This is a genomic window from uncultured Nisaea sp. (genome assembly GCF_963974195.1).
In the GTDB taxonomy this organism is placed as follows: Bacteria; Pseudomonadota; Alphaproteobacteria; order Thalassobaculales; family Thalassobaculaceae; genus Nisaea.
In genome coordinates this window covers 1-12,027 of the sequence record NZ_CAXBDC010000121.1, presented here as the reverse complement: position 1 = coordinate 12,027, position 12,027 = coordinate 1, and the positions used below count along the sequence as shown (strand labels likewise).

The 12,027-nt window shown below is 62.9% G+C and carries 11 protein-coding genes; 3 read left to right on the top strand and 8 right to left on the bottom strand.

From position 1 onward, the window contains the following. The coding region (rpoH, locus tag AAC126_RS19440; RefSeq protein ID WP_339856521.1) for an RNA polymerase sigma factor RpoH at nucleotides 1-803 on the top strand (803 nt) is incomplete at its 5' end. A gap of 40 nt (nucleotides 804-843) precedes the next feature. On the opposite strand, the gene AAC126_RS19435 is transcribed toward rpoH, so the two are convergent. From AAC126_RS19435 to AAC126_RS19420, 4 genes are all read right to left on the bottom strand, one after another. After that, nucleotides 844-1,341, bottom strand: coding sequence for a hypothetical protein (locus AAC126_RS19435; RefSeq protein ID WP_339856519.1), 498 nt, complete (start codon nucleotides 1,339-1,341; stop codon nucleotides 844-846). Nucleotides 1,342-1,404: 63 nt separating this feature from the next. After that, nucleotides 1,405-3,402: a hypothetical protein gene (locus AAC126_RS19430; RefSeq protein ID WP_339856516.1), complete on the bottom strand. Its 1,998-nt coding sequence runs from the start codon at nucleotides 3,400-3,402 to the stop codon at nucleotides 1,405-1,407. Between the two features lie 225 nt (nucleotides 3,403-3,627). Then, nucleotides 3,628-4,920, bottom strand: coding sequence for an adenylosuccinate synthase (locus AAC126_RS19425; protein WP_339856513.1), 1,293 nt, complete (start codon nucleotides 4,918-4,920; stop codon nucleotides 3,628-3,630). An 85-nt stretch (nucleotides 4,921-5,005) separates the two neighbouring features. After that, on the bottom strand, nucleotides 5,006-6,166 hold the full coding sequence (locus AAC126_RS19420) for an ATP phosphoribosyltransferase regulatory subunit (protein WP_339856510.1): 1,161 nt from the start codon (nucleotides 6,164-6,166) through the stop codon (nucleotides 5,006-5,008). 158 nt (nucleotides 6,167-6,324) lie between these two features. On the opposite strand from AAC126_RS19420, the gene AAC126_RS19415 reads away from it, so the two are divergent. After that, a complete protein-coding gene (locus AAC126_RS19415) occupies nucleotides 6,325-6,759 on the top strand; it encodes a MarR family winged helix-turn-helix transcriptional regulator (RefSeq protein WP_339856507.1) in 435 nt (144 codons plus the stop codon). A gap of 44 nt (nucleotides 6,760-6,803) precedes the next feature. After that, nucleotides 6,804-8,078, top strand: coding sequence for a beta-ketoacyl-ACP synthase II (gene fabF / locus AAC126_RS19410; RefSeq protein WP_339856504.1), 1,275 nt, complete (start codon nucleotides 6,804-6,806; stop codon nucleotides 8,076-8,078). 89 nt (nucleotides 8,079-8,167) lie between these two features. Here the strand turns inward: fabF and AAC126_RS19405 are convergent, their stop codons facing one another. The 4 genes from AAC126_RS19405 to AAC126_RS19390 form a co-directional block, all read right to left on the bottom strand. After that, entirely contained in the window at nucleotides 8,168-9,094 is a 927-nt protein-coding gene (locus tag AAC126_RS19405; protein ID WP_339856501.1) for an SRPBCC family protein, read from the bottom strand. Then, complete coding sequence (locus AAC126_RS19400) at nucleotides 9,091-9,432, bottom strand: metalloregulator ArsR/SmtB family transcription factor (protein WP_339856499.1); 342 nt, start codon at nucleotides 9,430-9,432, stop codon at nucleotides 9,091-9,093. Before AAC126_RS19400 ends, AAC126_RS19405 begins: the two co-directional genes overlap by 4 nt. 111 nt (nucleotides 9,433-9,543) lie before the next feature. Next, nucleotides 9,544-10,740: an MFS transporter gene (locus AAC126_RS19395; RefSeq protein WP_339856497.1), complete on the bottom strand. Its 1,197-nt coding sequence runs from the start codon at nucleotides 10,738-10,740 to the stop codon at nucleotides 9,544-9,546. Between the two features lie 238 nt (nucleotides 10,741-10,978). Continuing rightward, nucleotides 10,979-12,027: FAD-binding protein (locus AAC126_RS19390; RefSeq protein ID WP_339856496.1), on the bottom strand; the 1,049-nt coding region annotated here is incomplete at its 5' end.

Here is a 12,027-nt window from a genome sequence, read left to right as displayed (position 1 = left end):
TGAAGCCGGAAGAGGAATACATGCTCGCCAAAAGCTGGCGTGAGCATGACGATTCCGACGCCGCCCATAAACTCGTTACCAGCCATCTCCGGCTTGTCGCCAAGATCGCCATGGGCTATCGCGGCTACGGGTTGCCGATCGCGGAGCTGATCTCCGAAGGCAATGTCGGCATGATGCAGGCGGTGAAGCGCTTCGACCCCGAACGCGGCTTCCGCCTTGCCACCTATGCCATGTGGTGGATCCGGGCAGCCATTCAGGAATATATCCTGCACTCCTGGTCGCTGGTGAAAATCGGCACCACGGCGGCGCAGAAGAAGCTGTTCTTCAACCTGCGCAAGCTGAAAGGCCAGATGCAGGCCATCGAGGAAGGCGATCTCTCCCCGGAACGGGTGACGGCGATTGCCACCAAGCTGGAAGTTCCCGAGCAGGACGTCATCAACATGAACCGCCGGCTTGCGGCCCCGGATCATTCCCTGAATGCGCCGCTGCGCATTGACGGGGAAGGCGAATGGCAGGACTGGCTGGTCGATGAAGGCGAAAGCCAGGAAGAGCAGCTCGCGGAAAGCGAGGAGCTGGACCAGCGGCGTCAGCTTCTCTCCGTCGGCATGGAATCCCTGAACGAGCGGGAGCGTCACATTCTGACGCAGCGCCGCCTGCAGGAAAACCCGATGACGCTCGAAGATCTCAGCCAGGAATACAATATCAGCCGGGAACGCGTCCGGCAGATCGAGGTTCGTGCATTCGAAAAGCTTCAGAAAGCGATGCGCAACGCTGCCATGGAGCAGCGGCTCGAAACCGTCTGAGCAAGACAACTATCTGAAGAAGACAGGCAGCCGGGGCGATTTAACCGTCCCGGTTTTTCTTTTCCGGTCCGGCCTCTCGCGGCTCGTTATTATCGAGGGCGCCGGCAACGCCCGGTCCCCACTCCTCGACAAGTTCCCTCTGACGGCGTCGCAGCCGGCCGATACGCTGCTCAATGCGCATGGCGATCCCCATCGACACAACACCCGGCGCCAGCAAATAGATGCACCAGCCAAGCCCCGCAGCCCCCAGCATGGTCAGCCAGGCGAACGGATCGGCCATGATCTCGAACGCCTTCGCATAGGAATGGTCCTCCGACCAGAGCTGGGCGACGAAGGGCAGCACACCGACGAAATTCATGCAGCCGACACAGAGCGTGGTGTATTTCTCCCGCCTCTGGTCGATCATCATGGCGGCCAGCGTCGGCAGCATGCCCAGCCCCAGAACCAGAACGGTCGGCAGGGTGAACAGCATCAGGCCGCCACCGATCGTGAAGATGATCACCTTCAACGATGACGCGCTTGCCTGGTTTGATGCCATCTCAGTTTCCTATCGCCCGTATTGTCCAGAACGCGTCCCGGTCCGGGCGCGGCAGCTCCCAGTTTAGACCAAATAAAGGATCACGATAGCCGTCGTTCCCACACTGCCGACAACGCCGGAGATCACGGCGGCTGCCTGCTCCCCGAGTTCCGCCGCCAGACTATCCTTGTTTTGCAGATCCAGATTCATCTGGGCAACCTGCACGGCGCAATGCGCGAATTCCTGTTGTGCCCGCGCATATCCCTGCTGGTCCCGCTGCTGGGCCCGCTGATCGTCGAAGATTTTCAGAATTTCGCCAAGTTGTCCGCTTTCGGACGCTTTCATCACACTGGTTTCGACCGCCGCCCTGGCCTTCAGGTTATGAAAACCGTTCACAGCCGGTTTCATCAGCTGGACGAACCATTGGCAAAGCCCCGGCATGGGGCCATTCCGGGACAGGGTCTGGATCCGGGCAAGCAGCCGGATGACATTCAGCGCGTCGATCGCCGGCCGCTTGTCAGAGGAGTTACCGAGCGGGCGCAACAGCCGTTCCTCGATATCGGGAGAGCGGGCGCCGAGAAAGGCCGCGAGATGTCTGTCCATCGGGATCGGCGGCCGGTTACCGCCCTGGGCCACGGCCTCAAGCGCCGGGATCACTTCCTCCGGATCGGTAACATAGAGATGCTCGATCATCGAGCTCATGCAATGAATGTCTTCATTCAGCTCGTAAAGCACCCGCTCGATGCCGTATCCCGGCCCGGTACTGTTCAGAAAGGTCGGTAGCTTGTCGAACTTCGAGAAGAGTTCCAGCAGATCCTGCTTCGAGCGGGTCTGCACCGACATCCATGGACCAACCGAACGGCTGCTGATGAAGGCCGCCACCTTCTGCCGCGTCGCATCGTCGTTGAAGTTCAGGGCAAGCGTCGGCCCCACGCCGTCGATATGGCAGGAAAAGCCCTTGTGACGGATCGGCGCGGTCGGATCGAGACCGATGGCAACCCGGGTGACCAGACGGGCGTCCTCTTCCTTCGGCGCGCTCTGGATGCCGTTCGCGCCGCCGGTCACCTTGTTGACCGACTCGACCGCGGTCTCGTCACCGAGAGAGCGCCGCAGCCAGTTGTCGAAATCCTGCCCCCGGATCAGATCGGCCGCCGTGTTCCAGTTCCGCCCGATGGCGTGCGCGACGGCCCGGACATTCTCGTAACTGCCGCCGCCCACCGCCAATGGCCTTGCGGCCTTCGGCGGCAGCTTCACCTGCTTCGGGGTAAGACGGCGGCCACCGAGCCAGAGTTCAAGGTCCCGGATCGTCCAGCGTTCACGGGGCTCGTCCGTCAGCAGGCCGCGCAGCACTTCGACCATGTTCATCTGCAGCCGGGTGCTGCCGACCAGACAGGCATAGGAGCCGAAATTGATACGGTCGAAAATCATCCGCTGCGGATCGGTCGCCTCCGGCATCATCCGGCCGGTAAGCAGGGAAAGCAGCGTCACGCCAACCGAGAACAGGTCGTCCAGCACACCGCCCTCGCCCCGGGCGGTACGATCGGCCATGACGCATTCCAGGCTCTCGCAACTGTCTGGCTGATAAAGCCCCGGAGGGCTGCTGACACATTCCCCGACCATGACGGAGCGCCGCGTCGGGTCGGAATAGAAAAGATTATCGGGCCGGATATTCCTGTGCGTGACACCGCGCTGGGACATCTCCCGCATGGTGGCGACAAACGGCGTCAGAAACCCGCGCGCCAGCTGCTCGTCCGTAAAGGGCTCGATCACCTGCCCCGGATCGGAGAAAAGCCGCATGCCGCGGGGCCGGTCCAGGATGAGAACCGGCATGCGCCGTCCGGAAATGGTCCAGTTGACCACGCCATGGTCATGCACGCGCATCAGGTTGTGATTGGGGAACCCCTTGAGCCCGTTGATGGCCTCGACCCGCAACGGCACCTTCGGATCACAGACCAGCGCGAAAACATCCGTGCTGCCGCCATCCTTGCAGGCGTAGGCCTTCGCCGACGGTGAATCGAAGTCGGGCAAGGGTTGGGCGGGATCGATTTCGAACCGGTCGTTGAGTTTAACCAGATCGGCCATACGGGCAGGCCTCTTCTTCCTGATACCGTCTCTGGTGCGCTTTTCTGCCACACCAAAACCTGCATCGAGACGAATTAACGGAACCTGACCGGCCGCGCGGATCGACATGATCCCGACGGATCAGGTTCCAGACCTATCCGGTTTCCCAATCTTTCGATGCAAATGCAAGAAAAAGCATCTGCCGAAGCAGCGTTAGCTGTCTGATTTTACGGTATTCTGAAGCTATCAGCCGCGGAACGGGTCATGCACCAGAATGGTATCCTCACGTTCCGGGCTGGTTGACAGCAGTGCCACGGGCGTTTCGATCAACTCTTCCAGATAGCGGATATATTTCACCGCATTCGCCGGCAGATCAGCCCAGGAACGGGCACCGAACGTGCTTTCGGACCAGCCTTCCATGGTGGTGTAGACCGGCTTGACCCGGGCCTGCTTGCCGGCACCGGCCGGGAAATAGTCAAGCGTCTCGCCGTCCAGCTCGTAGCCGACACAGATTTTCAGCTCGTCGAAACCGTCCAGCACATCGACCTTGGTCAGCGCGATACCGTCAACGCCGGAGACCTTCAGGGCCTGCCGGACCATGACCGCGTCGAACCAGCCGCAGCGGCGCTTGCGCCCGGTTACGACACCGAATTCCTTGCCGCGCTCGCCCAGTTTCTGGCCAATCTCGTCTTCCAGTTCCGTCGGGAACGGGCCCGAGCCGACACGGGTGGTGTAGGCCTTCACCAGACCGAGCACATAGCCAACGTCGCGCGGGCCGAGCCCGGAGCCGGCAGACGCCTGCCCCGCCACCGTGTTGGAGGAGGTGACGAACGGATAGGTGCCGTGATCGACATCGAGCATGACGCCCTGGGCGCCCTCGAACAGGATGCGCTTGTCGGCGGCGACCGCTGCTTCCAGCTCGCGCCAGACCGGTTTCACGAACGGCAGAACCGTGCCGGCGATCTCCGCCAGCTGGTCCAGGGTTTCCTGCGGGTCAATCAGTTCTTCTTCGGCGCCCTTCAGGAACACGTTGTGGTGCGCGATCAGCGCACGCACGCGCTTCTCCAGTGTTTCCGGATCGGCGAGATCGGAAACCTTCACCGCACGGCGGGCAACCTTGTCTTCATAGGCCGGGCCGATGCCGCGCCCGGTGGTGCCGATCTTGCCTTCCGCCAGAACCGCTTCGCGGGCCTGATCGATCCGGCGATGCACCGGCAGGATGAGGGAGGCATTGTCCGCGATCACCAGATTGTCCGTGGTGATCTTTACCCCGGCCTTGCCCAGCGTCTCGATTTCGCTGGCCAGTGCCCACGGATCGACGACCACGCCATTGCCGATGACCGACAGCTTGCCTTCGCGGACAACGCCGGACGGCAGCAGGCTCAGCTTGTAGGTCTGATTGCCGATAACGAGCGTATGGCCGGCATTATGACCGCCCTGGAAGCGCACGATCACGTCGGCGCGTTCCGAGAGCCAGTCGACGATCTTGCCTTTGCCTTCGTCGCCCCACTGGGCGCCGATCACCGTGACATTTTTCATGTGTCGTCTCGTCTTTCTTGAATTCCGGCCGCGCAATGCGGCACCGGCACAATCAGAGTGCCACCGGCACTCCGTGTTTCAGCAATCAAAGCGCCACCGGCGCTCCGTCTTTCAAAATGTGAGTACAGCCGAGGCGGGACGCTTCTAGCGCCGGATCGGGGTCCTTGTCCAATGCTGCGATGGTAATCCAGCCCTGCTCCCGGAGCGCACGTGCCCGATCCACGGTGGTCCCGGACGGCAGATAAAGCCGGTCCGGGCGCACGGGATCCGGCAGAGCCCGCAGTACTGTTTCCATGTATAGCGTGAAACCGGTCGAGCCGATGCCGTCCCCACCATCCACCTGATAACGTCCGCCACGCCCAAGCTCGCCGCGCACACCGCGCGCGAACAGGCTGAAGCCGAAGCCGGTGTAATATTCGAAACCGCGATTCTCCACCGGATCGATGGTCATGGCGAGATCGGGCTCAATCTCCGCGACGCTTCTCGCAATGGCCGCAACACGGTCGATGGCGGCGCGCGCCGCTTCCGGCAGTTCGATACCCGACAATTCGTCGAGCGCTTCCTGCCAGGAACCGGCAGCATCCATCAACTGGGTTACAACCGGCTCCAGATCGCCCGCCAGGCGACGGACTTCGGCCGTATGCTTGCGGTCGATGGCCGTGCGCAATGATCGCAGCGTATCCTTCGGCAGATCGGAGCCGGCCAAAAGGATCGGGATCACGCGCGGCGCCGTCAGATCGACGGAAAGCCTGGTCACGCCAATGGCGCGCAGGGCTTCCACCGCCAGCAGCACCGGCTCCGCATCGGCCGCCACGCTGTCACCGCCAAGCAGCTCCGCGCCGACCTGCACCAGCTGGCGTTCCGGGTTAAGCTGATTGGCCGAGACACGCAGCACCTCGCCCGCATAGCACAGCCGCAAGGGACGCGGTTCCTGCTTCAGGCGGGTTGTCGCGATCCGGGCGATCTGCACGGTCATGTCCGCGCGCACGCCCATCATCTTTTGCGAGACCGGGTCCATCAGCCGGAAGGTGCTGTCGCTCATGGCGGCACCCGGCCCGGCGAAGAGCGAGGTCTCGAACTCCACCAGCGGCGGCTTCACCCGGTCGTAGCCATGCGAGGCACAGCGGGCCAGCAGGGCTTCGATGATGGCCGCCTCATGCGCCGCATCAAGCGGCAGCACATCGCGCAGCCCCGCGGGAAGCAGGGCACGCTTGGTCAATTCGCTCTCGCTGTCGGGATGCGACACGCGGTCTCTCCGGATAAGAAGGCTTGGAAATCGCCTTGTCCTAGCCGTTTTGCGCCTCTGCCGCAACCGGATGGTGCCTCCGGCCCTGCTCTGCGCGCAATTACCGCCGGACAATCCGGGGACTTTACAGAAGTGTATATGCACATTAAGCAGAGTACATGGACCCGAAAACCGCCGAGTACATGAAAACCTACTGCCTGATGGTGAAATCACGGCGGGCAGCCCGGTCGATCACCCGGCGTTACAACAAGCTCGCCCGCACATACGACCTTCAGGCCACCCAGATCGGCCTGCTGTTCGCCATCTCCGCCGGCGGTTTCGACTCCATCAGTGAGCTTGCCGAACGCACGGTCATCGAACGGAGCGCCATGACCCGGAACCTGCAGGCGTTACGTAAAAAAGGACTGATCAGCTCGGACAGCGAGGGTCGCGGCCGTTCCCAGCGCGTGGCTCTGACGGAGGAAGGCGAACGCCGGGTCGAGGAGTTCATCCCGGTCTGGTTCGAGGCACACGACAAAGTGCGCGCTGAACTCGGTGAGGAGAAATGGAACCAGGTGCAGGATGCCCTGAAGATCCTGGCCGAGCTTGAGTGACTATTTTTGAGCAAAGTTGTGCATATACATAACTGGAGAAGAAAATGTCTGACGATCCGATTGTGATAACCGGCATGGGTCTCGTGACGCCTCTTGGACGGGGTGTCGATGCGGTGTGGAACAGGCTCCTCGAAGGCCGTTCCGGCATTCGCACGATAGACCGGATTGACGTCTCCGATCTGCCAACACGCATTGCCGGACTGGTGCCCTCCATCGAGGAAGATCCGGAAGCAGGCCTGGATATCGACGCCGTGATATCGACGAAGGACCGCAAGAAGGTCGATCTCTTCACCATCTATGCGCTCGCCGCCGCCGAAGAGGCCCTGACCCAAGCCGGATGGAAGCCGCAAGATCAAGAAAGCCGCGACCGCACGGCAACCGCCGTCGCCACCGGCATTGGCGGCTTCCCGGTGATCACGGAAGCCAAGACCACCCTCGACCAGCGCGGCTACCGGCGCCTCTCCCCCTTCGTCATCCCCGCCTTTCTCGGCAATCTCGCCGCCGGGAATATTTCCATTCGCTACGGCTTCCGGGGACCGATCGATACGCCGGTCACCGCCTGCGCCGCCGGGCTTCAGGCCATCGGCGACGGCATGCGCCTTATCCGCGCGGGTGAGGCCGACGTGGTGCTGGCGGGCGGCACGGAGGCCTGTATCGACAGGCTGACCATCGGCGGCTTCTCGGCAGCACGCGCGCTCTCCACCCGGAACGAGGCGCCGGAGCAGGCCTCACGGCCCTATGACAGGGACCGGGACGGGTTCGTGCTGGGCGAAGGCGCCGGGCTGGTCGTGCTGGAACGGAAGAGCCATGCCGAGGCACGCGGCGCCACACCGCTGGTCGAGGTCGCGGGCTACGGTACCAGCGCGGATGCCTATCATCTGACGGCAGGGCCGGAAGACGGGTCCGGCGCGGCGCTGGCCATTGATGCCTGCCTGAAGCGGGCAGCGGTGAGCCCGGACGCTATCGGCTATATCAACGGCCACGCGACATCCACATCGGTCGGCGACCGGGGCGAGATCGTCGCGCTGCGCCGGGTGTTCGGCGCGGCCCTTGCCGGCATCCCGATTTCCTCGACGAAATCCTCCATCGGGCACCTGCTCGGTGCCGCAGGCGGCGTTGAAGCGGTCTTCTCCGCCCTCGCCGTGCTGCGCGGGATTCTGCCGCCGACGCTGAATTTCGGCAACCCCGACGATGGCGCGGAAGATCTGGATTTCATTCCGCTGAAAGCACGGGCGAAGACACTCCGCAGCGCGCTCTGCAACAGCTTTGGCTTCGGCGGAGTGAACGCGTCCCTCTGCCTGCGCGCGCTTACCTCCTAGAGGCGGCGCCTCTCCGGTGATCTGTCCGGCCGCGATCTCGATCGCGGTCGGCAGGCGCTGCCGAAGACGCCCGGGGAAGTCGAAGCATATCAGCGGGAAGTGGCGAAGCGTTCCAGTTTGCCAAGGGTTTGCAACCCCAGTTCCACGGCACCGAAGCCCTTTGCCTCCTGGAACTCGGCTGAGGTACTGAATACCATGCCCAGCGTCACCTTCGTTGCCCCGTCCAGATCCTCGAACGAAGCCCAAGCATCTGCATGTTTCGGCCCGTCTTCACCTGCATGCAACGCATAACCGATTCTCTCCTCGGGCAGGACATCGTTATAGAGATGGTGGTTCGGGAAGATCGTGCCGTCAGGCCCGATCATGTCGAATACCCATTCGCCGCCAGCGCGCAAGTCGATCCTCTTCGTTCGACAGGAGAAACCTTCCGGCCCCCACCATTGTGGCAACGTTTCTGGGTTCATCCACACACTCCACACAATAGACCGCGGCGCCTTAATCACCCGCTGCAGCACCATAGTCCGTTCAGCCGTACTCACCAGATTGTCCAGTGCCGCGCTGAAGCCTTCCCGATAACCTGCTTCCATGTCCTCCGCCAGCGAGGACAGCTGCACTGTCAGACCCAACCGGCTGCTCTCGTGCGTTCCCGAGATATCCGCCGTCACCAGCGCAACCGATTGCGTCACGCCTTCGGACGAGATCACCTCGTAATTCACACTGCACCGCGCTGGCTGCAACTCCAACCAACCACATTCGCATCGGATGTCCGGATGCCCCTCTCCCCTGCAGATGGAGATCTCGCGTCCGCCCACCCTGGTGTCGGCCTCCAGGAACTCAACGGTGACCGAGGGAGATGGCGCAGCCCAGACCGCGCGCGCTGCCGGGGCCGTCCATACATTCCACAGTACGGCTAACGGCACGGCCACGTCCCGTTCGAAGGTGAGTGTCACAAAGCGGCCCGTCCAATCATCAGGCACCGCACCGGTCGCACTGTCTGTAACGAGATTCTGTGTCATTCTTTGCTTTCCTTCATCACCTGCATCACAGCGGCATCGAACCGGTCAAGCCGAGCCTCCCAGATGCCCCGCTGTTCATCGAGCCATGTCCGCAGCGGATCCAGTGCCTCCGGTACGAGAGTGCAGGTGCGTATCCGCCCGTCCTTGGACGTGGTCATCAACCCTGCTTCCTCCAGCACGGAAAGGTGCCGCATCACTGTGGGCAGCCGTAATCCCGTGGGCTCAGCCAGATCCGTTACCCGCGCAGGTGTTTCAGCGAGCCGGGTCAGGATCGACCGGCGGGTCGGATCAGAGAGGGCGTGGAAGAGGAGCGAGAGATTTGGATCATGCTTAGTCATATTGCTAAGTATTAGCTGATTTTCCGGTAACGCAAGAAAAACTTAGTCAAGTCACTAAGTTTTTTTCCGGCAACGCACCAAGGCTCTGGAGCAACGGCTTCTCCGCGCGTCTCAGCTCCGCCGCAGTGACGCGACCCCGACCACCATGGTGACGACAAGCATCAGCGCCGCGACAACACCCAGCGCCGCCGAGATGGAGAAAGCGGTCAGCACCCCGCTCGCGAAGATCACCCCGACCGCGTTCGATGTACGCAACAGGGCGAACACTTCCGGGCGTTTATCCGGCGTAACAAGCGTATCGAGGATAAGGGAGTAATACGTTCCCAGAGGCGCGAGAACGCAGCCGATCATGACCGCTCCGATAATGGTCGCCGTGAGAGACAGCTGAAACGCGGCAAGCGCGGCTCCGGCAGCCATCAGCGACAACAGAAGCACCACCGTCCGGCGGGCGAGGCTGCGATTGTAGATGCTGATCAGGATGCCGCCCGTAACCGAAGACAGACACAGCGGGACCGTGAACAGGATGGCGAGCGCGGGCTCGTATCCGAACTCCAGAGCGAGGGCGACAGCGCCGATCTCTATGGCCGCGACGGTGGCGCCGCCGGCCGCCCCGCACATAAGCCACAAGGCAATCGCCGGGGTGAGCACCGAGGTCTTGGCCGCCCGCACGTTCTCACCGTGAACCGACTGGATATGCGGAACGAGCAGGATGGGGACGGCACCAAGAAGTGCCAGCGCCAGAATGGCGAAGACCGGCGAGATCGTCCCGAGCCCTGAGGCCGCCACCGGCGCAAGGACGAACGTGACCTCGTTGAGGGTCGCCGAGATACCCAGTGCCCGGGGCAGACTTGTCGTCGATGTCAGGCTGTTGAGGATGGAGCGCAGATATCCGAAAGCCGCGCCATTCACCGACCCGGCGAGCGCCGCGAACACGAACAGCCAGACAAAGGGCACTCCATGCGCGGCCATAGCAGCCATCAGGATCAGGGCCAGCGTACGGACCACGATCAGGACTTGCAGGAACCTTGCCGCCGGGAAATTCCGGCCCAGGCGCGTGATCGGCACCGCACCCAGTACCTGGGCCAGCGTCATGGCGAGAATCAGCGCGGCGCCCCGGCTGGAGTCGCCGGTGAGGCTCAGGGTGAGCAATGAAAACGCAACCGGTGATGCCGCCTGCGGAACGTTCAGGGTCGCGGACGATATGAACCAGCGCAGCAATGCCCACCGACCGGGAGGCAGATCGGAGAGAGCGGTTTCAGAAAGCGGACGGCCGGAGCCGCCGGACTGGATATCGGTATGGTTTGTCATGACGGGAGCTAAGCGCTGGTCAGTTTCAGCCCGACAGGCCGACCAGTTTCAGAAATGCCTGCGGGAACAAGATCTAGCCAAGCCATGGACGGCCCCTTCTTTCAAATGGGCCGGGCCGTTCCCGGACGTTTATTCCCATGCTGGGGTGAGGACGTTACCTCACGGGCACGAACTTACCTCCCCTTTCCCGCATGTCAATGTCGGCTGTGGCGGAGAAAGCGCCCCGGCTTCCGCCCGCTTATCTTGCAGAAACCGCGGCCTCTCCGGCAATCCGGCCCAGCGCGACCGCAGTCAGCAGGCCATTGCCGGAGAGATAGCCGGAAATGTCCGGCCCGGAGACGCCGACGGCGGCACCGCCCGCCGCGAACAGGTTCGGGAAAGGACTGCCGTCATCCCGCAGCACCCGTGCCTCACCGTCGATGGCGAGACCGCCCTGGGTGTGGAACAGCGCCCCCGTGACACGAACGGCAAAGTACGGCGCCTGCAGCCCCGGCGTCTTGCCGAGATCGCGGCCGAACCGGTCAACCCCGTGCTCGTGGGTCTCCGAGATCGCCGCCATCAGGTTTTCCAGCGGCACGCCGGTAAACTCGGCCAGTGCCTCGACGCTGTTGCACTGGCGCACCGCGCTGGCATTCACCGCGTCCTTGTAATCGGGAAATTCCAGCCCGAGCGTATGCAGGCGCGCGTCGTAAATATCGAAGGCCACACCGTCCGGCTGCTGCAGCACGTCGACGGCCTGCTCGCTATAGCCCTGATGCTCGTTGGCGAACCGGTCGCCGTTCTTGTTGATCTGGATGCCGCCTTCCATCATCAGCGCCCAGGTGATCAGGATCCGGTGCGGCATGGCAAGCGAGCCGTGGCCCTGACAGGCGGTCAGATCGCGCACCTCGGCGCCCAGCGCTTCGCCCCACAGCACCGCATCGCCGGTATTGCCCGCATGGCCGTGATATTCCGCCTCTGCCATGGCCGGAATGTTCGCCGCCACCATCTCCGGATTTCCGCCATAGCCGTTGCAGGCCAGGATCAGGCTGTCGCAGCCGATCAATTCGGTTCCGCCATCGGGCCGGGTCACCTCCACGCCGGAGATCAGGCCGTCTTCATCGGCGAACAGCGTCGTCACACGCGCGTCGGTCATGACCGGAATACCGGCCGCCATCACCGCCTGCAAAAGCCGCGTCAGCAGGGCTTCGCCGGTACGTTCCGGCACGGCGTGCATGCGGTGCCGGCTGTGCCCGGGATAGAGGAAACCGTCCAGCACCTCGAACGGGATGCCGTGCTCGTCCTCCA

Excerpts from the sequence above, each read along its gene's own strand:
- AAC126_RS19405 (WP_339856501.1), bottom strand. The coding sequence starts at position 9,094 with ATGACACAGAATCTCGTTACAGACAGTGCGACCGGTGCGGTGCCTGAT.
- AAC126_RS19430 (WP_339856516.1), bottom strand. The coding sequence starts at position 3,402 with ATGGCCGATCTGGTTAAACTCAACGACCGGTTCGAAATCGATCCCGCC.
- AAC126_RS19425 (WP_339856513.1), bottom strand. The coding sequence starts at position 4,920 with ATGAAAAATGTCACGGTGATCGGCGCCCAGTGGGGCGACGAAGGCAAA.
- AAC126_RS19415 (WP_339856507.1), top strand. The coding sequence starts at position 6,325 with ATGGACCCGAAAACCGCCGAGTACATGAAAACCTACTGCCTGATGGTG.
- fabF (WP_339856504.1), top strand. The coding sequence starts at position 6,804 with ATGTCTGACGATCCGATTGTGATAACCGGCATGGGTCTCGTGACGCCT.
- AAC126_RS19435 (WP_339856519.1), bottom strand. The coding sequence starts at position 1,341 with ATGGCATCAAACCAGGCAAGCGCGTCATCGTTGAAGGTGATCATCTTC.
- AAC126_RS19395 (WP_339856497.1), bottom strand. The coding sequence starts at position 10,740 with ATGACAAACCATACCGATATCCAGTCCGGCGGCTCCGGCCGTCCGCTT.
- AAC126_RS19400 (WP_339856499.1), bottom strand. The coding sequence starts at position 9,432 with ATGACTAAGCATGATCCAAATCTCTCGCTCCTCTTCCACGCCCTCTCT.